This window comes from Sphingopyxis jiangsuensis (genome assembly GCF_016734905.1).
GTDB classification, from domain to species: Bacteria; Pseudomonadota; Alphaproteobacteria; order Sphingomonadales; family Sphingomonadaceae; genus Sphingopyxis; species Sphingopyxis jiangsuensis.
Genome location: NZ_JAERPO010000001.1, coordinates 1,088,940 through 1,110,946 on the forward strand (window position 1 = coordinate 1,088,940; position 22,007 = coordinate 1,110,946).

General features: G+C 62.3%; 19 protein-coding genes. 11 read left to right on the forward strand and 8 right to left on the reverse strand.

What is annotated here, in order from left to right; all coding sequences use genetic code 11:
• Positions 1 to 45 precede the first annotated feature (45 nt).
• The 8 genes from JI743_RS05265 to JI743_RS05300 all read right to left on the reverse strand — a co-directional run bounded on the left by JI743_RS05265 (position 46) and on the right by JI743_RS05300 (position 10,419).
• Entirely contained in the window at positions 46 to 1,362 is a 1,317-nt protein-coding gene (locus JI743_RS05265) for an oligosaccharide flippase family protein (protein WP_201926607.1), read from the reverse strand.
• A gap of 25 nt (positions 1,363 to 1,387) precedes the next feature.
• Positions 1,388 to 2,686: a Vi polysaccharide biosynthesis UDP-N-acetylglucosamine C-6 dehydrogenase TviB gene (gene tviB, locus JI743_RS05270; RefSeq protein ID WP_201926609.1), complete on the reverse strand. Its 1,299-nt coding sequence runs from the start codon at positions 2,684 to 2,686 to the stop codon at positions 1,388 to 1,390.
• Positions 2,683 to 3,699 (reverse strand): GDP-mannose 4,6-dehydratase, encoded by a 1,017-nt coding sequence (locus JI743_RS05275; protein WP_201926611.1) that lies wholly within the window; start codon positions 3,697 to 3,699, stop codon positions 2,683 to 2,685. Before JI743_RS05275 ends, tviB begins: the two co-directional genes overlap by 4 nt.
• A 21-nt stretch (positions 3,700 to 3,720) precedes the next feature.
• On the reverse strand, positions 3,721 to 4,977 hold the full coding sequence (locus JI743_RS05280) for a hypothetical protein (RefSeq protein ID WP_201926614.1): 1,257 nt from the start codon (positions 4,975 to 4,977) through the stop codon (positions 3,721 to 3,723).
• A gap of 32 nt (positions 4,978 to 5,009) precedes the next feature.
• Positions 5,010 to 7,157 carry a GumC family protein gene (locus tag JI743_RS05285; RefSeq protein WP_201926616.1) on the reverse strand — a complete coding sequence of 716 codons (2,148 nt, stop codon included), beginning with the start codon at positions 7,155 to 7,157 and terminating at the stop codon, positions 5,010 to 5,012.
• Between the two features lie 100 nt (positions 7,158 to 7,257).
• A complete protein-coding gene (locus tag JI743_RS05290; protein ID WP_236659693.1) occupies positions 7,258 to 8,010 on the reverse strand; it encodes a polysaccharide biosynthesis/export family protein in 753 nt (250 codons plus the stop codon).
• A gap of 49 nt (positions 8,011 to 8,059) precedes the next feature.
• Positions 8,060 to 9,535 (reverse strand): O-antigen ligase family protein, encoded by a 1,476-nt coding sequence (locus JI743_RS05295; RefSeq protein WP_201926618.1) that lies wholly within the window; start codon positions 9,533 to 9,535, stop codon positions 8,060 to 8,062.
• 95 nt (positions 9,536 to 9,630) lie between these two features.
• The gene (locus JI743_RS05300) at positions 9,631 to 10,419 is read right to left on the reverse strand and encodes a metallophosphoesterase family protein (protein ID WP_201926619.1); all 789 of its coding nucleotides are present in this window, start codon (positions 10,417 to 10,419) and stop codon (positions 9,631 to 9,633) included.
• Between the two features lie 291 nt (positions 10,420 to 10,710).
• Here JI743_RS05300 and wecB point away from each other — a divergent pair, with 291 nt between their 5' ends.
• The 11 genes from wecB to JI743_RS05355 all read left to right on the forward strand — a co-directional run bounded on the left by wecB (position 10,711) and on the right by JI743_RS05355 (position 21,972).
• Positions 10,711 to 11,781, forward strand: a complete 1,071-nt coding sequence (wecB, locus tag JI743_RS05305) for a non-hydrolyzing UDP-N-acetylglucosamine 2-epimerase (protein ID WP_236659781.1) — start codon at positions 10,711 to 10,713, stop codon at positions 11,779 to 11,781.
• Positions 11,771 to 13,066: a UDP-N-acetyl-D-mannosamine dehydrogenase gene (wecC, locus tag JI743_RS05310; RefSeq protein WP_330901946.1), complete on the forward strand. Its 1,296-nt coding sequence runs from the start codon at positions 11,771 to 11,773 to the stop codon at positions 13,064 to 13,066. The genes wecB and wecC overlap by 11 nt, the downstream gene beginning before the upstream one ends.
• A gap of 4 nt (positions 13,067 to 13,070) precedes the next feature.
• A complete protein-coding gene (locus tag JI743_RS05315) occupies positions 13,071 to 13,916 on the forward strand; it encodes a class I mannose-6-phosphate isomerase (protein ID WP_227339890.1) in 846 nt (281 codons plus the stop codon).
• A gap of 58 nt (positions 13,917 to 13,974) precedes the next feature.
• Entirely contained in the window at positions 13,975 to 14,541 is a 567-nt protein-coding gene (gene hslV / locus JI743_RS05320; RefSeq protein WP_201926623.1) for an ATP-dependent protease subunit HslV, read from the forward strand.
• 5 nt (positions 14,542 to 14,546) lie between these two features.
• Positions 14,547 to 15,848 (forward strand): ATP-dependent protease ATPase subunit HslU, encoded by a 1,302-nt coding sequence (hslU, locus tag JI743_RS05325; protein ID WP_201926625.1) that lies wholly within the window; start codon positions 14,547 to 14,549, stop codon positions 15,846 to 15,848.
• A 155-nt stretch (positions 15,849 to 16,003) separates the two neighbouring features.
• Complete coding sequence (locus tag JI743_RS05330) at positions 16,004 to 16,852, forward strand: helix-turn-helix domain-containing protein (protein WP_201926627.1); 849 nt, start codon at positions 16,004 to 16,006, stop codon at positions 16,850 to 16,852.
• A 125-nt stretch (positions 16,853 to 16,977) separates the two neighbouring features.
• On the forward strand, positions 16,978 to 17,919 hold the full coding sequence (locus JI743_RS05335; RefSeq protein WP_236659695.1) for a tol-pal system YbgF family protein: 942 nt from the start codon (positions 16,978 to 16,980) through the stop codon (positions 17,917 to 17,919).
• Entirely contained in the window at positions 17,873 to 18,880 is a 1,008-nt protein-coding gene (gene tilS / locus JI743_RS05340) for a tRNA lysidine(34) synthetase TilS (RefSeq protein ID WP_201926630.1), read from the forward strand. The genes JI743_RS05335 and tilS overlap by 47 nt, the downstream gene beginning before the upstream one ends.
• 81 nt (positions 18,881 to 18,961) lie before the next feature.
• Positions 18,962 to 20,905 (forward strand): ATP-dependent zinc metalloprotease FtsH, encoded by a 1,944-nt coding sequence (ftsH, locus tag JI743_RS05345; protein WP_201926632.1) that lies wholly within the window; start codon positions 18,962 to 18,964, stop codon positions 20,903 to 20,905.
• A gap of 73 nt (positions 20,906 to 20,978) precedes the next feature.
• Positions 20,979 to 21,356 carry a hypothetical protein gene (locus tag JI743_RS05350; RefSeq protein ID WP_227339894.1) on the forward strand — a complete coding sequence of 126 codons (378 nt, stop codon included), beginning with the start codon at positions 20,979 to 20,981 and terminating at the stop codon, positions 21,354 to 21,356.
• 10 nt (positions 21,357 to 21,366) lie between these two features.
• On the forward strand, positions 21,367 to 21,972 hold the full coding sequence (locus tag JI743_RS05355) for a DUF3800 domain-containing protein (protein ID WP_201926636.1): 606 nt from the start codon (positions 21,367 to 21,369) through the stop codon (positions 21,970 to 21,972).
• Positions 21,973 to 22,007: the final 35 nt, after the last annotated feature.

The window sequence follows — 22,007 nt, forward strand, 5'->3', positions numbered from 1 at the left end:
CGCGCCTCACTCGCCACGGCAGTATGCTCGTTGCGTGCCGCCGGATCACGCCACACGGTCAGGCACCGTGCCTAAGGTCGTCAGTTTGCCAAAGATCGCACAATTCACACCCAATCTCTGGAAAACCGCGCGGCAGGCCAGATAGCGATAACAAATCAGGGCGACCGATGCGGCGATAGCCGCCCCGGTTCCACCCAAGGGCGGGATCAGGATCAGGCACAGCAACAGGGACAAGGCGAGGCTGATCGCAACGAGCAATGTCACCCTGTCATGATGCCCGGTCATATTCAGAATATAGACGGGGTCGCCAAACAGGAACGAGACCAGGTACCCCGCCGCGATGATCGAAAGTGCAAGGCTGGCCGGAACATAGGATTCGCCGAACACGACCGCAATGAAGAGATGCGATCCGAAAATGAGCGGAAGCGCGATCAGCCCCCCGATCAGCAAGATGAGCCAGGTTGCGTGACGCACGGTTTTCTGAAGCCTTTCACGGTCTCCGACCGAATGGATCCGCGCATATTCGGGAGCCAGAACCGTCGTCACCGCAGTATAGCCGAAGGCGACCAGAAGCCCACCCTCCGCCGCGACGCGATAAAGCCCCACGGCCTCTTCGGTCGCAAGGATGCCGAGAAGCAGGAGATCGACACGCATCAGTGCCATGTTGATCACCGAGTTGAACATGAAGCGTGAGCCCGTGGACATTATAACCCCTGTTCCCAGAACGCGACCGCCAGCGACGGGCTGTAAACGACGCAGGATCAGCACAAGGTGAACGCAGCAGACCATGAGCAATAGCGTAAATGCCGCAAAACGCGTCTCGATCGCGATTCTTGCCGTATAAAGATCAAGCAGCAGCATTGCCGATGCGCCGATCACGAGGGTCGCCCCTGACAATAGCACCGAACCATAGAGCTGAAAGGCAATGGTCCGGCCAAGGCCGCGTATGATTCCTGCCACAACCTCGAAAAAGGCGGATGGAATGACCATCCAAAGGCCGATTTTCATAAGCCGGCTAATCGGCGTATCGGCGGTGAACTGAAGAACCAGCTGGCCGACGGCCACGATGGCGAACGAGGCCGCGCCCACGACCGCAAACCCCTTCAGTATCGAACGCCCAAGCGCGAGCGGCTCGGCGCTGCCGCGCGAGGCAGCAATATCGCGAGTGAGCAATTCGGGGATGCCGAGCTTTGCCGGAATGCATAAGAGCGCAATAGCGGTGACGACAAAAGCATAGGTCCCGAACTCATTCGGTCCGAGCCATCGCGCGAAGATGATACCAAGGCCGACCGCCACAATCCGATCGAGCAAACCGATGGCGCCCACGCTCGCGGTTAGTTGGATGAGACTGCGCAGTTGCATCGGTTCCCCTGCCCCGGTTTACAAATTAGATGCGCAAATCGCTCTCGTCGAAGCCCAGCGTCCCCTTGATGTCGACCAGCACCGACGATGCATTGCCGAACTTGCGCAAGGCCTGCGCGCCCGCATCGACAAACTCACGATGCGACACCGCCAGGATGACCGCATCATAACCGCCCTGCGGGGCGTCGAGAATCTCGATTCCATATTCGTGGCGGGCTTCGTCTGCGTCGACCCATGGATCATATACGTCGATTTGCGCACCATAGTCCCGAAACTCGCTGATCAGGTCGATGACTCGCGTATTGCGGATATCTGGGCAATTTTCCTTGAATGCCAGCCCCAGCACGAGGATGCGCGCGCTCTGGACAGGAAGGCCTCGTCTGATCATCAACCGGATGACCTGGCCGGCAATATACCCGCCCATGCCGTCGTTGACGCGGCGCCCGGCCAGGATGACTTGCGGGTGATAGCCGACCGCCTGCGCCTTGTGCGTCAGATAATAGGGGTCGACGCCGATACAGTGCCCTCCGACTAGTCCCGGCGTAAATTTCAGGAAATTCCACTTGGTTCCTGCGGCTTCCAGCACACTGTGCGTGTCGATGCCGAGCCGGCCGAAGATGATTGACAGCTCGTTCATCAGCGCGATGTTCAGGTCGCGCTGCGTATTTTCGATCACCTTTGCCGCTTCGGCGACCTTGATACTTTCGGCGCAGAAGGTTCCAGCGGTGATGATCTCAGCATAAAGGCGATCGACCCATTCGGCGGCCTCAACCGTCGAACCGCTCGTCACCTTCCGGATGGTCGGGAGGCGGTGCTCCTTGTCGCCCGGATTAATCCGTTCGGGGCTGTAGCCGACAAAAAAATCCCGGTTGAACTTAAGGCCGCTCACTCGTTCAAGGATCGGTACGCAATCTTCCTCGGTACAGCCTGGATAGACGGTGCTTTCATAAATTACGATGTCGCCGCGTTTGAGCACGCGGCCAACCGTCTCCGACGCCTTCACAAGCGGCGACAGATCGGGGCGTTTATGCGCATCAATCGGCGTCGGCACCGTCACGATATAGATACGAGCTTGCTCAAGATCGGACGTATTGTCCGAAAAATTGAGATGCGCGGCGGCGGCGAGTTCGTCCGACGTCGTCTCCATTGTATCGTCACGCCCCATCCGGAGCGCTGCGATACGGTCGCTATTGATATCGAAGCCGACAACCGCCCGAACGCGGCCGAATTCGACCGCAAGCGGCAAGCCCACATAACCGAGGCCGATGACGGCGATGGCAGCCGTATCGAAATCGGGCAGCGGTGCGATCTGATCGGAAATCATTTGCGGAAATAATCCCTGTACCAGGTGACAAATTTCTCGACCCCGTCACGGAAGTCGGTCTGCGGGCGGTAGCCGGTCAGTCGTTCGAGCAGGCTGGCGTCGGCCCAGGTGGCAGGAACATCGCCCATCTGCATCGGCATCAGGTTTCGGCGGGCCTTCTTGCCGAGCGATGTTTCGATCGCCGCGACGAAATCGAGCAGCTTGACTTTGTCGTTGTTACCGATGTTGACGATGCGGAAAGGCGCGACCGGCGACAGGCTGTCCCCTTCCGCGATCTCTGTCGCCGATGCAGGGCGTTCCGGAACCGCATCGATGAGGAGGCGGATGCCGCGCACCAGATCCTCGACATAGGTGAAGTCGCGGTACATGTCCCCGCCGTTGTAGAGGTCGATCGGCCGGTTATCGAGGATGGCATCAACGAATTTATAGAGTGCCATGTCGGGGCGGCCCCATGGGCCGTATACGGTAAAAAAGCGGAACATCGTCGTTGGCACGTTCCACAGGTGCGCATGGGCGTGCGCCATCGATTCCGTGGCCTTCTTGGTCGCCGCATATATGGTCAGCTGGGTGTCGGCTTTTTCATTTTCATGAAAGGGCATGTCCTCGTTCGCACCATAGACCGACGATGTAGAAGCCATCAGCAAGTGACTGACATGGTTGCGACGCGCGGCTTCCATGATGTTGAACGTGCCGATGACATTCGCCGACAAATAAGCGTGCGGGTTTTCGAGAGAGTAGCGGACACCGGCTTGCGCGGCGAGGTGCACGATGACGTCCGGGCGGAATTCGTCGACCGTCAGATCGACCCGTTCGCGATCTTCCAGCATCGCCTCGACGGCACTGAAATGCTGATTCTGGAGCAGTATCTGATGGCGTCGACGTTTGAGATCGACGTCATAATAGTCGGTCATCCCGTCAAAGCCAGCGACTTCAAAACCCTCGGCAAGCAATAATTTGGCCAGATGAAACCCTATGAAGCCGGCGGTACCGGTCACGAAAACTTTACGGCGCATGCAAATCTCCGCTGGGGAATGTCAGTTTCCGGCGTTCGCGGCCGACGCGTTGCCCGCACCCCCGGAATCGCGACGTAGGCTGAGTTGCTGGATAGCGATGTCCGTGCCGGTCGCAGTGTCGACCGCATCGAGCTCGAGCATGACCGAATACCACTTGCAGGCCGAGTTTGCGATCGCGACGATTGCGCTGCCTGCCCCGTCCTTCAGCGCAACGACAGCCACCGGGGTACGGGCCTTTCCCGATTCGACGCAGGTCAGCCGAAATTTCAACGTCGCGCCCAGGCTGTTGTTTAGTCCCGACAACTTCCATCGCAAGCGATAGGGTCCTGCCGATGGAACGAACACAAGCTGGCGGGCGGCGATGCCCGACGCGCCCGGAAGGCTCGAAATCGAAAGGGTGCGACTCTTCGGTTCGATCGTCGTTCCGATATCACCGGTCTGGAGCAAATCCCATTCAAAGGGTCTGAAATGCGGCTCGCGATCGAACCGCGAACCCGCCAACAACTCGCCGCCCCGCGGCGCTTGCATCCCGAGCGCGCGGGCGACGTCATAGGCAAGAGCCGGCTCATTGCGGCCAGCAAGTTCAGCAACCAGATCGAAGTCCGTCTGAGTAGGCTCTTTCAAGTTCCAGGGTGGGCCGGCAATGCGCAGGCGTATCCGCCCCGCCTGCGGAATGACCGCCGGAATTCGCAGCACCGCTGCCCAATAATCTGCGCTCCAATTGGGATTTTGGCCAAGCATTGGTGCAAGGACAGCCATCGCTCCCGAGCTCGCTGTCGCGGTCGCCATGCGTTCGACATAGAAGTATCGTGCATCGTAATCGACCGACATGGCGCGCGCCAAAAGCCGGACCGCCCGTTCGGGCCGCTCGCGTTTCAACTCCTCGTCGATCAGCATGGCATTGACCAGGTTATCGCGGCGGGTGAGTTCTCCGGCCAGAGTCAACAGCCGCCGCGACTGGCGTTTCTTGCCGTCAGCTGCAAGCGACTGGACCAGCACCGGCAAGGCCGAAGTGGCAAGCGGCTCTGCCGCGAAAGCATCTTGCGCCATGCGACGCTCCAATGACTGCGGGACCGATTTCGGATCCTTGATCAGCCGCGCGCCCAGCAAGGCACGGCTCAGCGATGCCTTAACCCACCCTTGCGGGGGAATGCCGATCATGGCGGCCTTCGCCGGCGCGCGTCGTTGATTAACGATAACGGCCGATTGGGCCCAGACGACACCTGCCGCCAGCAGACCGGATACGATCAACAGAGAGGACTTAACCGACTTTTTCATACATCATCGCCGCGCCGCGTCATTCGCTAAATTCAATCGTCGCTGTTGCGGTTCTTGTCCGCGCCATAACCATAACCATAGCCGTAGCCATAACCGTAGCCATAACCGTAGATCTCGTTTCGCCGACCAACCTTTGTCACCAGCGCGCCAAAGATGTGTGCATCGGTCTGCCGAAGGCGATTGAGCGCCGACTTGATGGCCCTCGAACTGCTGCTCGAAGCATCGATCGTGAAAATGACGCCCTCGACCGGTCGCGCGAGCAAGGACGCATCGGCCAGTCCAAGAACCGGCGGAGCATCGAGGATGACATGGTCATAGTCGCGCAGGAGCAACTCGATCAATTCACCGAGGCGCGACGAGCTGAACAATTCTGCCGCGTTCGGCGGCATCGGCCCTGCCAGCATATAGTCGAAGCCGAATTCGGGCGACTTGGCGATCAGCTCGCCGACATTGTCGAAACCGGTCAAATAATTGCTCAGCCCGGCGCCATTCTTGATATCGAGCAGCTCGTTCAGCGACGGACTGCGAATATCGGCGTCGATCAGGATGACCCTTTTTTCCGTCTGGCTGAAAACGCTCGCAAGGCTCAATGCCGAGCTGCTCTTGCCTTCGGCGGGCCGCGTCGAGGTCAGCATGAAGCTGCGCGGCGCGCCGTGACTTGTCAGAAAGGTCAAATTGGTCTGGGCCGTGAAATAGGCTTCGTAGACCATCGACTTTTTGTCGAGCAGCAGTGTTTCGAACTCTTCGGAATCCACCTGGGGGATCGATCCGAGCAGCGGAAGCCCGAAGCGATCGCTAACCTCGCTCGGATCGCGAATCGATTGATCGAGCTGCTCGAACATGAAGACAATCGCTGCAGCGATCCCGAATCCCGCGATCAGCGCTAACACGATATTCAGGATCAGCTTAGGGCTGGAGGGAACCTGTGACGGAGCCGCCATATCGACGACCGCGATATTGTTGGTTCCCACCCCCGCGGCGCCGATTTCCTTATACCGCTGCAACAGGCCGTCATAGAGTTGTCGGTTGGTATCTACTTCGCGCTGGAGAATGGCATATTCGATCGACCGGCGCTGCTGGTCGCGATATTTTCCGGTGAGACGATCCAGTTCGGACTGCAACTCCCTTTCCCGCTTCAACGCACTTGCATAGCTCTCCTGATTGAGCGCGCGCGAACGTTGCGTCTCGGTAACCACTGACTGGCTAAGGGCGGCAAGCTGTTGCCTCTTGGCCAGAACCTCGGGATATTCCTCGCCAAAGGTGGTCGTCAGACGCGCCAGCTCCGCAGTCAGCTCAGCTCGCCTTTGACGAAGCGCGCTGACCGACGCGTTGCTGGATGAGTCGGCCGACGAAACCGAGCTGCTCAACTGGCTTTCGGCGGCGATTCGTGCATCGCGCGCATTCGAAAGCGCGGTGCTGATCTTCTCCACGTCGGCGGCAATAAGGGTCCGGTCGCCAACGGACCGGCCGCTCGCAGGATCGCCGCGGCTTTCCAGCGTGATGATATCGTTGTTTGCGGCATAGGTTATCAACTCGCGCTCGGAATCCTCGAGGTTGCGGCGAAGCGAGGAGATACGCTGTTCGAGAAAGCGCCTTGCATCGCTGGTCGCCGCGAAACGACGGTCGAGATTTGCGGCGACGAACTGCTGAACCCAAAGATTGGTGAGCTTAGCCGACAAAGCTGGCGACGGCGTTGCGAAGGAGACGTCGACTAGGCTCGATTGGCGCACAGGTTCAATGCTTACGGCATCGAGCAATATTTTTTCTGCGCGCTCGGCCATCCGCGTGCGCTGCGCGCTGTTGGGCGTGCCTTCCTCGCCGCCCGTCAAGTCATAGTGCGCGAGGAATTCCTTGTCGTTGAGCAAATTGCCCGCACGGACCGTGCGGGCCGCGAGTGACCGCGATTCCAGGAGGCTGTACTGCGTATTGAAAAAGGCGATCTCGTTCGAGATCGTCTTTTCGCGCGCGCCCTTCACGTCGGTTTCCACCGGAGCCTGCGGCGAAATTTCGATCCGCGAAGTGCTCGTATACAGGGGTGTCATCAAAAAGGTGACGACGAGCCCGATGGACAGGCAGGCGAGAATGCTGCCGATCACCCAGGCCTTGTGGTTCAGCAGCGCGACAAAGGCCTTTTCGACCATATGCATGTCGAGGAACCCGCCTTGATAGGGTGCAGCCATTTCGCCCTGTCCCGCCGGCGCCTCCAGCCTCGCAATCGAGCGCCCGGTATTTACGGTATCCATCTGCAATATCATCCGTTCAGAAAATGCGATCGCTCGATCAATTGTTGTTGGTCAGATTGGTCAGGACGATGAGCGGAGTACTCAGCAATGTCGCGGCCTTGATGATGTCTTCGAAAAGACGGCGCTGCGGCGAATCGCCCACGATCACGACATCATTCGGAAAAATTTCCGGGTCCGCATAGTTGCCTCGCCTGATCGCTTCCAAGTTATAGATGCCGACATACTGGCGGTTGTCGACCTTGCGGAACACGAGCACCTCGTCGCGCTTTGCCAGTTCCGTCAGCCCCCCCGCCAGCGAAACCGCGCGCATCAGCGTCGCGCGGCCGACCAACGGATACTGGCCGGGACGCTGCACCTGGCCATCGACGGTAACGGCCTGCGAAAGCAAATGCGTCGCCGCCGAGGTTGCCTTGAAATTCACCGTTACCTGAGGATCGCGCACAAATCGTCCGCGAAGCCGGTCTTCGATCTCAGCGGCCAGCTGGGTCGGGGACTTGCCCGCCCCTTCCAATGTTCCCACCAGGGGAAAAGAAAACTTGCCTTCACCGTCGGTCAATATGTCGCGTTGAAGATCAGACACGCCATAAACATCGACCGTCAGCTCGGTAAATGAACCGACATATGATTGGCGGGTTGCCTGCCGCGCGTCTCCGCTTGTCGGCTGCGGAAGCGCCTCAAGAAGGGTCACGCCGCTGGCGGGAACTGTCGCCACTGGTTGTTTGCCGGAACATCCCGCCAGCGTGAGCAGCGCATAAGCGAAAAGGTGACGCAAGCGAGGCATATTATACATCCATAAGCCTAGAATTTTCGAAAAATTTGTTCGCCCATAGGCCGAAACATCAGGTGACGAAAGCCGCTTTAGCTTGAGGGTTGGAATTGAATAGTTCGTCGCGGCAACGAACCAGAATGACGATCAGGAGCGCCGCAGTCATCATGATCGACGGTACGCGGAGCGGATAATCGAGCGCCGAACTCGTAACGAGCAAGGCGAACGCGGCTGCGAGCATCACAACTTCGGCCAATTCGCCGCGCATCGGCGCTGGGCGGCCACGCCAGGCGGAGATGAGCCCATACGCAACCCAGACGGCGCCCCCGACAAAGATCAGGGCGGCCGGCAAACCGCCTTCGATCAGCAGCTGAAGCCAGTCGTTGTGAGCCTGGTTGAGATAGGCTTCGCGAAGCGCTGAATCAGGCTCGACGATCTGATAGACGCGAGCGAAAGAGCCAAAACCGGTGCCGAACAACCATTGTTGTTTCACCATGGCGGTGATCGTACCGAAGGTAGCGACGCGAATTTCCTCTACCCCGTCGCCATCGAACAGGCGGCCGACCGCATTCTCGCGCCCCGAAAAATAGAAGAGCGTCGCCAAGCCGGCGATAAGTACGAAGGGAAGAAGCGTCCGGAAAATGCGCCTTGCGCGGTTGTCGCGGCCCGGCGGCGAGCCGCGGCCACCCCGGCGAGCCGATATCTGATTGATCGGCTTGGGCTCGAAACGGTAGGACCAGCGCACGACGACATAAACCAGGATGACGCTGGCAGCGCCGCCTACAAGCCCCATTCGCGAACCGATAATCAGCGTGAACAAAAGAAATACGACGATGCTGCCAATCATCGCCGGGATCAGCAACGGGCGGCGCTTCCGCCGCAGGACTTCGTTGGAAATCAGCCATCCGGCCGCTAGGATCGACAGCGACAGCATCAGTGCATGGTGATTGCGATTGGCGAAAAGACCGACTGGCGACATGTCGTTTGTGATGCGGTAGAGATAGAAAATACTGCGCGGCCCGCCCATGATCTGCAGCAGACCGAAAACGACCGAAGCCACGCCCAAGCCCCAAATTGCCCACCATAGACGGACCCGTTCAGCGGCCGGGAGCGTCGCCGCGACCAGCAATGCTGCGAAAGGGACGGTGAGGGACAAAAGGCTGTTGACCGTCAGCGAAGGCGCCATGCTGATTGGACGCCAGCGGTCGGGCATGCCCAGCAACTGATCGATCGCGAAAATCTGGCCCCGCAGCGGTAACTCCGACCACAGCCCCGGGGCCAAGGGAATCAACTGAATTCCCATCCAGATCGCCAGCGCCGCCAGCAATATAAACGGAATGCGCATAGCGCGCCAGGTCTGCAGCGGAGCGAGCGCGATCACGGCGAAAGCGGAAAATGTCGCAAACGCGCGCAGAAGAGGGGTCGATGCGATATCGTAGCGCGATCCGCCGCCCATCAGCGCGATGATGGCGACGAAAGCGCCCAATATCCAGATCGAGCGGCGTGCGGAAATGTCTTCGAACCTCGCAGGCTTGGTCTTAGGCTTCATCAACGCACTTCCATCCCAAATTCATTATCCGTAACTGCTATGCTGTGGGACCGGCGAAGCCAAGCTTCGATTGCCCATCCGAATTCGAAAGCGCGCTATTGCGCCTGCAAATCTGCGGTATCGAGGATCCACCGTTCGCAACCTTCCAGCCCTAGCGCAGTCAGCCGACCTGTCAGATAGGCACCGGTATCGATCCCGATGCGCCCCCACGCTTCGTCGACGGTGTCCGAAATGGTATGGCCGTAGACGACCGTTAAGCCATGATCATGATGACCCTCGATAAATTCCTCGCGAATCCAGCGCAGATCGGAGATTTGCTGCCGGTCCAGCGGTACGCCAGGCCGCACGCCCGCGTGCACGAAAACGTAGTCACCTATCTGGATCATGTCTTCGCCGCGCCCAAGAAAATCGACATGCGATTGCGGAACGAGGTTCGGAAGGCGTGCTGCAACCTCGTCGAAATCCGCTGCCGAATAGGAAGCATCGTCGCCCCAATAGCTCTTGATGGTCGCGTCGCCGCCAATGCGAATGAAATAACGAACGCGCCGCGGATCGCCCGAAAGCGCCGCCAGAAAACATTCCTCGTGATTGCCGATCAACAACCTGACCATATCGAACGGTGGTCCCAGGCAGAGCGCCCGTTCCACGACTGCCGCCGAATCCGGTCCGCGGTCGACCAGGTCGCCCAGCAAGATCAGCGTCGTATAAGCCTTTTCGCGTGCCGCATTGTCGGCTTCGATTTTTTCCAGAAGCCGCCAGAACAGGTCGTCGCGCCCGTGAATGTCGCCAATAGCGTAGACACGCTGGCCGAAAGGAATCCGCGACGGCGCTTCGAGCACCCGGTCCTCGCGTGGCCGACGCTTCAGGAAATCTAGAAAGGACATATTGGCCTGTACAAGCTGTTCAGTATCTTACCAAAAAAGACATTCCATCCGCCCCTTGATGGATGCCATGCAGTGCGGGGAAACATGCTTCAGGCCGGTGCCCGAGAATCCCGTAGCGAACGGCGCGGCGATTAGAGCCAAGTTAAGCGACCGGCAAGAGCTTTGCGCTAAGGTGGTTTGAAGACTCCCTGAGAAGGCCACTAGTTTATGCCCTTGGAATCGCATCCAACGACAGGTCGCGTTACCAACAAGATAGCCATTGCGTTCGGCACCCGTCCCGAAGCGATCAAGATGTTCCCGGTCGTCCACGCCTTGCATCGGCAGTCGGGCATCGACGTGCGCGTCTGCGTAACGGCGCAGCATCGCGAGATGCTCGACCAGGTGCTGGGCATAGCGCGCATTACGCCAGACGTCGATCTTGACGTCATGACTCCCGACCAGACGCTCGACGCGCTGCTCGCTCGCCTTGTCACAAGCCTCGGCAAGACATTCGATGACGAAAAGCCCGACCGCGTCCTCGTCCACGGCGACACGCTGACGACGATGGCGGCAACGATCGCCGCCTATTTTCGCAAGATCCCGGTGAGCCACATCGAAGCGGGGCTGCGCAGTGGCGATATCTATCAACCCTGGCCCGAAGAGGTAAATCGCAAGGTCGCCGGAGCCGTCGCCGATATGCATTTCGCGCCGACCGAGACCGCGGCCGCCGCGCTGCGCGCGGAGAATATCCCGGCCGAGCGCATCCATGTTACCGGCAACACGGTGATCGATGCGCTGCTGGCGACGCGCGCTCGGATCGAGGAAGAACCCGCACTCGCCGCCGGCCTCGACCCGCTGGCAGCGCGCTTCGCGGGCAAGCAGATCGTCGCCGTCACCTCGCACCGGCGCGAAAATTTCGGGGAGGGTATGAAGGCAATCGCCGGCGCCATCGCCGCAATCGCCACCCGCCCCGATCTCGCGGTGATCTTCCCCGTACACCCGAATCCGCATGTCCGGAGTGCGATGGAGCCAATCCTTGGCGGGCTCGACAACGTCGCGCTCATCGATCCGCTCGATTATCCGCACTTCGTCCGCCTGCTCACGATGAGCCACCTTGTGCTCACCGACAGCGGCGGGGTGCAGGAAGAGGCGCCGTCGCTCGGCAAGCCGGTGCTGGTGATGCGCGAAACCACCGAACGCCCCGAGGGGATCGTGGCGGGCACCGCGCGGCTTGTCGGCACCGACAAGGACCGCATCGTTTCCGAAATTTTCAGCCTTTTGGACGATGATGCCGCCTATTCCGCCATGGCCCGCGCGCACAATCCCTTCGGCGACGGCAAGGCGGCAACGCGAATTGCGGAGATCATCGCGCGTGCCCATTGATACCGAACAGAGCGTCTGCGTCCTCGGGCTCGGCTATATCGGGCTGCCGACCGCCGCGCTGATCGCGCGCTCGGGCTGCCGCGTGACCGGGGTCGACGTCAGCCAGGCGGTCGTCGACACGGTGAACAGCGGCAAGGTGCATATCGAGGAAATCGACCTCGACGGGTTGGTCCAAGGCGTCGTTGCACGCGGCGTGCTGACCGCATCGACCAAGGTGACCGCCGCCGATTCCTTCGTGATAGCGGTCCCGACACCCCACGACGACGAGCATCGCCCCGACACCAGCCACGTATTGGCCGCAGCGCGCGCAATCGCGCCCGTCCTCGTTCCCGGCAACCTCGTCATCCTCGAATCGACGTCGCCCGTCGGGACGACCGAGACGGTCGCGGCGTTGCTCGCCGAGCTACGCCCCGACCTCAAGGTGCCGGGGACCTGCGCGGGCGCTGCCGACATCTTCATCGCCTACTGCCCCGAGCGTGTGCTGCCCGGCCGTATCCTCGTCGAACTCGTCGACAATGACCGCTGTATCGGCGGTATCACCCCGCGCTGCGCGCGGCGCGCGATGACATTCTATCGCCAGTTTGTGCGCGGCGCGTGCGTGACCACCACGGCGCGCGCTGCCGAGATGGTGAAACTCGTCGAAAACAGCTATCGCGACGTCAACATCGCCTTTGCCAACGAGCTGTCGATGATGGCCGAGGCGCTGGACGTCGATGTTTGGGAGGTCATCCGCCTCGCCAACCGCCACCCGCGCGTCAACATCCTCCAGCCCGGCCCCGGCGTCGGCGGGCACTGCATTGCGGTCGATCCCTGGTTCCTCGTCCACGGTGCGCCGGACCAGAGCCGCCTGATCCGCACCGCGCGCGAGGTCAATCTCGCCAAGACCGCGCACGTCATCGGCGCCGCCGAAATGCTGATCACGCAGCACCCGCGGGCGCGGGTCGCCTGCCTCGGTCTCGCGTTCAAGCCCAACATCGACGATTTTCGCGAAAGCCCCGCGGTCGAGGTCGCCGCCGCCCTCGCGCGCCGCTTCGGCGAACAGATCGCGATCGTCGAACCCTATGCACGCGGCCTGCCGATGGAATTCGCGGGTACGGGTGCAACGCTCGTCGACCTCGACACGGCGCTCGCAAAATGCGACCTTCTGATCGTGCTCGTCGATCACGAACTTTTCAAGTCGATCCCGCTCGAAGAGCGGGCGGACAAGTTCGTCTATGACACGCGCGGCCTGTGGCCCGACCAGCCCGGCCAGAGCGCTCCCAATCGAATCCCGCGGGCGGCCTGACGCCATGTATGCCCCCTCGAACGCGTTCCGAAACGGCAAGGCCGGCTTCCGGCTGCTCGAACGGCGCATCGTCGAGAAGCCCTGGGGCCGCAGGCATCCGGGGAAGGACTTCGGCGATCTTGGCGATGGACGGATTGGCGAGATCTGGTTCCTGCCGCCACCCGACGATACGCGCTCGCCGCTGTTGAAGTTTCTGTTCACGAGCGAACGGCTGTCGATCCAGGTTCATCCCGACGACAAGGTCGCGCGGCGAACAGGGGCGCCATGCGGCAAAGACGAATGCTGGCTTGTCGTCACGGGCGATGACGATGCGCGAATTGGCGTCGGCCTGAACCGGAACACCGATCACGAGGCGTTGAGAGCAGCCGCGCTCGACGGATCGATCATGGACATGATCGACTGGCGACGCGCCCATGTCGATGATTTCATCTACAATCCGGCCGGTACGATTCACGCCATCGGCGCGGGCCTGACGATCGTCGAGGTCCAGCAAAATTGCGACACCACCTATCGCCTCTATGATTATGGGCGCGAGCGTCCGCTGCATTTGGACGAAGCACTCGAAGTGGCCCATCTGTCGCCGACGCGCGATGAACGCGACTGCAGTATCGATCCCAATGCCGCCAGCGAGCTCGTGCGCGGTCCCTATTTTCACCTGCATCATCTGGTGGCGCCATTCGACCCCGCCACGGTCGCGAACGCCAAGGGAATGATGACCTTGCTACCGCTGGCAGGCGATTGCCGCGTCGCGGAGGTTTCGATCCTGGTCGGACAAGCTGCCCAGTTCGACGACCCCAACCTTCTCGACCTCCGAAAAGGCGCGCGCGCCCTGCTCGCCTGGGCCGCCTGACGCGCTTCGCAGACCCCTCCCCTTGCGGCGCCCGCGCCCATCGCCCATATCCCGCCGCATGACCGACCCTCATGCGCAGAGTGCCGCGCCCTGGCACGGAACCACCATCCTTTCCGCCCGCAACGCCGACAAGGTCGTCGTGATCGGCGACGGGCAGGTGTCGATGGGCCAGACGGTGATGAAGCCCAATGCCAAAAAGGTACGCCGCCTCCACGATGGCAGCGTGATCGGCGGCTTTGCGGGTGCGACCGCCGATGCCTTCACGCTTTTCGAGCGTCTCGAGGCCAAGCTCGAGCGCCACAATGGCCAGTTGCTGCGTGCTGCGGTCGAACTCGCCAAGGACTGGCGCACCGACAAATATCTGCGCAACCTCGAGGCGATGATGATCGTCGCAGACAAGGAGGTGACGCTCGTCATCACCGGCAACGGCGATGTACTCGAACCCATGGGCGGAATCGCGGCGATCGGATCGGGCGGAAACTTCGCGCTCTCGGCAGCGCGCGCACTCGCCGAATATGAGAAGGACCCCGCCGTCCTCGCGCGCAAGGCGATGGAAGTCGCCGCCGACATCTGCGTCTATACCAACGACCAGTTCACCCAAGAACTCATCGAAATCCAGGCCTGAAAAGCATGAACAAGGATCTGACCCCGAAGGCGATCGTCGCCGCGCTCGACACGCATATCATCGGACAGGACGCCGCAAAGCGCGCCGTCGCGGTCGCGCTGCGCAATCGCTGGCGCCGCCAGCAGCTCGGCCCCGACTTGCGCGACGAGGTAAGTCCCAAGAACATCCTGATGATCGGCCCCACCGGCTGCGGCAAGACCGAGATTTCGCGGCGCCTCGCCAAACTTGCCGACGCGCCCTTCATCAAGGTCGAGGCAACCAAATTTACCGAGGTCGGCTATGTCGGCCGCGACGTCGAACAGATTGCGCGCGACCTTGTCGAGGAAGCGGTGCGGCTCGAACGCGACCGCCGCCGCGAGGCGGTGCGCGGTGCCGCCGAGGAAGCCGCGATGGACCGGCTGCTCGATGCGCTCACCGGCAAGGGCGCGAGCGAGGCGACGCGCGAAAGCTTTCGCCAGCGCTTTCGCGACGGCCATCTGGCCGACAGCGACGTCGAGATCGAAGTGACCGATACGCCGTCGATGCCGTTCGAGTTACCAGGCCAGCCGGGGCAGGTCGGGATGATCAACCTCTCCGACATGCTCGGCAAGGCGCTTGGCGGCGGCCCCAAGAAGCGCCGCCGCATGAAAGCGATGGAAGCGTGGACGCGGCTGCTCGAGGAAGAGCAGGACAAGCGCCTCGACCAGGACGATGTTGCGCGCGTCGCGCTCGGCGATGCCGAGGCGAACGGGATCGTCTTTCTCGACGAGATCGACAAGATTGCGGTGAGCGACGTGCGCGGCGGATCGGTGAGCCGCGAGGGCGTCCAGCGCGACCTCTTGCCGCTGATCGAGGGCACGACGGTCGCGACCAAATATGGGCCGATGAAGACCGACCATGTGCTGTTCATCGCGAGCGGCGCCTTCCATGTCGCCAAGCCTTCCGACCTGCTCCCCGAACTCCAGGGCCGCCTGCCGATCCGCGTCGAACTCGGCGCGCTCAGCGAAAAGGATTTCGAACGCATCCTGACCGAGACCAAGGCAGGCCTCCCCGAACAATATTCGGCGCTGATCGCGACCGAGGGCGTGACTTTGAGCTTCACGCGCGAGGCGATTGCGCGTGTGGCGAACCTCGCCGCCGAGGTGAATGAAAAGGTCGAGAATATCGGCGCCCGCCGCCTGCAGACGATGATGGAGCGGCTCGTCGAAGAGGTGAGTTTCACCGCCGAGGACATGGCGGGCACGACGCTGGAAATCGACGCCGCCTATGTCGACAAACAACTCGCCGATGTCGTGGGCGACACGGACCTCAGCAAATATGTGCTTTAGCCTGACAGATTTCGGCTAAACATTTTCAGACAGGCCGAAATCTTCGTCCATTTGGCCTGCCGTCCACCGAACTCCATTTGACTTTCGCGCGCCGTCGATGCGATGAACAGTAAAGCGGTCGAACCGGGTTGCAGTCGATCGTCACGGAGACAGCAATGGATGAGGAAGAGGTCGCCACCCAAGGCGAACTGGCGATCACGCGCACGGGCGACCGGCTTCGGCTGGCACGCGAAGCGGCGGGGCTTTCGCTCGCCGACGTCGCGACGCGCACCCGCATCACGCAGCGCCACCTCGCCGCTCTCGAGAAATCCGATTTTTCCGAACTTCCCGGCCGCACCTATGTGACCGGCTTCGCGCGCGCCTACGCCCGCGCCGTCGACCTTCCCGAAGCCGAGATCGGTGCGTCGGTCCGTCAGGAGCTCGAAGACGACGACTATGGCGCGCGCCCGGCCTATGAGGCCTATGAGCCGACTGACCCGGCGCGCCTGCCGACGCCGCGCCTCGTCTGGACCGTCGTCATCGTCGCAGCGCTTCTTGCCTCGGCTTATGGCGTCTGGCGCTTCCTGTCGGTCGAACCCGACGAAGCGTTGATCGCTGCGCAGAACCGCGATGCCGATGCATCCGAAGCCCCCGCTGCCGCGCCGTCGGTCGAAAAGGCCGCGGCCCCCAACGGCGCCAATGTCGCCCCCGATGCCCCGGTCGTGCTGACCGGACTTTCGGAAGTCTGGATCGGTTTCGACGATGCAGAGGGCAAGACAGAAAACTGGCGCACGCTCGACCCGGGCGAGACCTATGAGGTTCCGCCCGCCTATATCGAACAGTTCACGCTGCGCACGAGCATTCCGCAAGCGCTGAAAGTCACGGTCGGCGGGCGCGATGTCGGGGCGATCGGCCCTGCCGATACGCTCGTAAAGGGCGTCTCGCTCAAGCCGGCGGACCTTCTTACGCGAAGCGGCGGCTCCGCCAGCGGCGACGCGGCAGGAACGCAACGTCGCCCCGGCTGACGTCGGCTGAACGTCGGATCGCGCGCGCCTGCCGTCGATTCTGGACTGATTTTGGTTTGCACTGACGCCGTTTGCGGCGTTAGGAAACATTCTCAATATGGTTAATGGCTAGGGGCCAACGGCAAATGATGAAGAACAGACTGATTGTCGCGGGGGCTAGTGCCATTGCGCTCGCCACGATCGCACCGGGTGCGGGGGCACAGCAGGCAGGGCTCGACAAGCGCGTCGAGCGGCTGGAGAAGGAAATGCGCGCGGTGCAGCGCACGGTGTTTCCCGGCGGCAGCCCGACCTTTTTCGAAGGCGAGATCGCACCCGACAACACGCCGGGCGAGCGCGCCCGTGCCAACGCGCCGGTCATCGACCTTACCGCGCGCGTCGACGCGCTCGAAGCGCAGCTCCAGTCACTCACCGGGCAGACCGAACAAAATGCCTTCCAGCTTCGCGAACTCGAAAAGGCATTCGCCGCCTATAAGGCCGACATCGACAAGCGGCTGGCGAGCCCCGACACCACAGCGACGCCGGCCAGTCTGACGCCGGCGCCCACCGCGACACCCAAGCCGGCCGCAACCGCGACGACGGCAACCAACAGCACGGCAACCACCGCTCCGGCCAGGAAGCCCGCGAGCCCGGACGCCGCACGTCTCGCGCTCGTCAAGCAGGTCGAAATCCCGGCGAGCGGGAATGAGGTCGAGGACAGCTATAATTATGGCTACCGGCTCTGGAACGCCAAACTCTATCCCGAGGCGCAGGCGCAGCTTAAACAGGTGGTGGGCAAATGGCCGAGCCACAATCTGGCAAGCTATGCGCAAAATCTGCTTGGCCGCGCCTATCTCGACGAAGGGAAGCCCAGCCTTGCCGCGGTGGCCTTCTATAACAATTACAAGGATCGGCCGAACGGCGCGCGCGCGCCGCACAGCCTGATGTACATGGGCATCGCGCTCGACAAGCTCGGCCGCAAGGCCGATGCGTGCAAGGCGTTCCGCGAGCTCGACGACGTCTATGGCGACAAGGCCCCGCAGGATGTCCGCAGCGATGCAGCCGCCGCAAAAGCAAAAGCCGGCTGCTGAGGCCGACGCGGCGATCGAGCGCTTCGCGCTCGATCTGTCCGCGCTCGTCGGCCCCGACTGGCATCGACGCGATTATGGGATCGCCGTTTCGGGCGGTCCCGACAGCATGGCGTTGCTCTGGCTGATGGCGAGCTTGCTTCCCGGTCAGGTTCGGGCAGCAACGGTCGACCACGGCCTTCGCAAGGGATCGGACGACGAGGCGCGCATGGTCGCCGGATTTTGCGCGCGCGAGCATATCCCCCACGCCATTCTGGTCCCGCCCGAACCGATCCGCGGCTCGCTCCAGGCTGCGGCACGCGCGCAGCGTTACCGGCTGCTCGAAACATGGCGCGTCGCGCACAAGGTCGATTTCATCGCGACCGCGCATCATGCCGACGACCAGCTCGAAACGATGGTCATGCGGCTCAACCGCAGCAGCGGGGTCGGCGGGCTGGCGGCGATCCGCGCGCGCAACGGCACGATCCTGCGCCCGCTTCTGCGCTGGCGCCGCGCGCAACTTCTGGATCTCGCGCTCGACCACGACCTGCCCTTTGTCGACGATCCGTCGAACAGCGATAATCGCTTCGACCGCGCGCGGCTGCGTCAGGCGTTGAAATCGCAGTCAGCGCTCGATGCCGAGGCTGCCGCCCGTTCGGCCGAATGGCTTGCCGAGGCCGATGACGCGCTCGACTGGGCGGCCGAGCGGCTGATGGCATCATGGCCCGACGCCTCCGACGTCGCGGTCATCCGCGACGATGGCTATCCGCCCGAGATTTTCCGCCGCATTGTCAGCGCCCGCCTGCACGCGCACGCGCCGCATCTGTCGATCCGCGGCGCGACGCTCGACGGCGTGATCGCCGCGATGCGCGATGGCCGACGCGCGATGATCGGGAGCCTGCTGATCGACACCGTCCGCGGGCTCGAAGGCACGATCTGGCGCATTTCGGCGGCGCCGCGCCGGACACCCCCGAAAAAGGGCTGATTGCCTCATTGTCATTTAACCCGATTATCCTATCTTGTGCAGGTAGGAGCGCGCATTTCGCGCGCGTTTGGAAAGATTCCGATGCAGGACGACAAGGAACCGCAGGGCAACCCCTGGATGAAGAGCGTGATGATCTGGACGGGCATTTTGCTCGCCATGCTCATGGTCGCATCGGTCTTCGGCGGCGCCTCGCAGCCTGTAGGCGAGACGCTCGCCTATTCCGAGTTCCGCCAGAAGGTCGAAGAGGGCGCGGTCAAGGAAGTCGTTCTTTCCGATGATCGCGTCACGGGCGAGCTTACCGGAGGCGAGCGCTTCACCGCCAATGTCGTGCGCGATCCCGAACTGCTCAAGCTACTCAATACCCACGACGTCAAATATGACGGCAAGGCTGCGGAAACCGGCAATATCTGGATGTATTTCCTGCTCCAGTCGCTGCCCTTCATCCTGATCCTCGGCATCGCCTTCTTCGTTTTCCGGCAGGTTCAGAAGAATAATGGCTCGGGCGCGATGGGCTTTGGCAAATCGCGCGCGAAAATGCTCACCGAAAAGCAGGGCCGCGTGACCTTCGACGATGTCGCGGGCATTGACGAAGCGCGCGAAGAGCTAGAGGAAATCGTCGAGTTTCTGAAGGACCCGACCAAATTCTCGAAGCTCGGCGGCCAGATCCCGAAAGGCGCGCTGCTCGTCGGCTCGCCCGGTACCGGCAAGACGCTTCTCGCGCGCGCTATCGCGGGCGAAGCGGGCGTTCCCTTCTTCACCATTTCGGGCTCGGACTTTGTCGAAATGTTCGTCGGCGTCGGCGCCAGCCGTGTCCGCGACATGTTCGAACAGGCGAAGCGCAACGCGCCGTGCATCGTCTTCATCGACGAAATCGACGCTGTGGGCCGCCACCGCGGCGCAGGCCTTGGCAACGGCAATGACGAGCGCGAACAGACGCTCAACCAGCTCCTCGTCGAAATGGACGGGTTCGAGGCGAACGAGGGCATCATCATCGTCGCCGCGACAAACCGCCCCGACGTGCTCGACCCTGCGTTGCTGCGCCCCGGCCGCTTCGACCGGCAAGTCGTCGTCCCGCGCCCCGACATCGAGGGTCGCCAGAAGATTCTCGAGGTGCATACGCGCAAGAAGCCGCTCGCGCCCGACGTCGATCTGCGCCGCGTCGCGCGCGGCACGCCGGGCTTTTCGGGCGCCGACCTTGCCAACCTCTGCAACGAGGCGGCGCTGCTCGCGGCGCGCCGGGGCAAGCGCCTGATCGCCTCGAACGAGTTCGAGGAAGCCAAGGACAAGGTCATGATGGGCGCCGAGCGGCGCTCGATGGTGATGACCGAGGACGAGAAGAAGGCCACCGCCTATCACGAAGCGGGCCATGCGCTCGTCTCGCTCCACGTCGAAGGCAACGACCCGTTGCACAAGGTCACGATCATCCCGCGCGGTCGCGCGCTCGGCGTGACGTGGAACCTCCCCGAACGCGACCGCTATTCGACCAATATGAAGCAGATGAAGGCGCGGCTCGCGCTGTGCTTCGGCGGCCGCATCGCCGAGCAGCTGATCTATGGCAAGGACGAACTCAACACCGGCGCATCGAACGACATCCAGCAGGCGACCGACATGGCGCGCTCGATGGTCATGGAATATGGCATGTCCGAAAAGCTCGGCTGGCTGCGCTACCGCGACAATCAGGACGAGGTATTCCTGGGCCACAGCGTGTCGCGCGCGCAGAATATGTCGGAGGAAACGGCAAAGCTGATCGACGCCGAGGTCCGCCGCCTCGTCGAGGAAGGCGAAAAGACCGCGCGCAAGGTGCTCACCGACAATATCGACCAACTGCACCTGCTCGCCGCCTCGCTGCTCGAATATGAAACGCTGTCGGGCGAGGAAGCCAAGCGCGCGATCAAGGGCGAAGACATCGGCCGCGAAAGCGATGGCGACCGTTCGGGAACGCCGATCAAGGGCCACGCCGGTTCGCTCCCGCAGATCAAACGCAAGCCGCGCCCCTTTGGCGGCGCCAATCCGCAGGGCGCCTGATTGAAGCAGCGGGGCGCATGAGGGGGCGGCGTAGCAACCGGCTGACGGCATGATCGCGCCAACCAAGGCGCGCATGGCTTCGGCCCTCCTTGCCCTCGGCGCGGGCGTCACGCTTACCGCGATGACCCCCGGCGACATGAGCATCGCCGCCTTTCTCGCGCGCGCCGACTCGATCTCCCGGCTCGGCCCGCTCGCCATCGCCACGCCCGATGGCGTGCGGCTGAAGAATGAGGTCATCGCCGCAGGCCATCGTTACAAGACGCGGATCGACGCGCAGCGGCGCGCCGGACGCCCGACGACGAGCTGCCCGCCCGAATCGGGTTCGCTGACGCCCGAGGAATGGCTGGGGCATCTGCGCAGCTATCCGCCCGCGGCGCGACGCTCGGTCAGCGTCTATTCGGCATTCGAGGCGCTGATGAAAAAGCGTTACCCCTGTCCCGCCGCGCAATGATCGCGGGTCAATGACAATCTATTGCGACGAATCGGGCGGGTTCAACGCGGGGGCCATGACCTTTGCCGCCGTAATGCTGACCCCCGAGACGGCCGCGGCGATCCACGAACGCTTTCGCGCGGTGACCGGGCTGCGCGGCGAGCTCAAGGGCAGCCGGATCAGCCTCACCGAACGCGCCTATCTGCTCGAACTCTTCGACCGCGCAGGTGGCCGCGCATGGGTCGCAGTGGCGCGGCGCAGCGAACTCGAAGCGGAAAGCGGCGGCGCGCCGCCAACCGATCTTGCGATCTATGCCGCGCTGCTCGACCTCGCGATCGCAAGCTGGCTCCCCGAGACCGGCGGTGTCTGCACCGACGTCGTGATCGACGACGGGCGCTACGACCCGGCGATCCTCGAACGCGTGCGCGCGACGATCCAGAAAGGGCTTGCGGGATGGGGCAAGGCCTCGCTTGCCGACAGCCGCCGGTCCGAAGGCGTGCAGATCGCCGACGTCATCGCCAACAGCCTGTTCAATATCGAGGCCGGTTCGCCACGCGCCGCACGGATGGCAACGATCGTCGCGCCGTTGCTGGCGTCGAACACCATTCGGATCGCGCGACTGGCGCATCTCGTCTGAAGCAAGAAGGGCCGCGGTTTCCCGCGGCCCCCTTG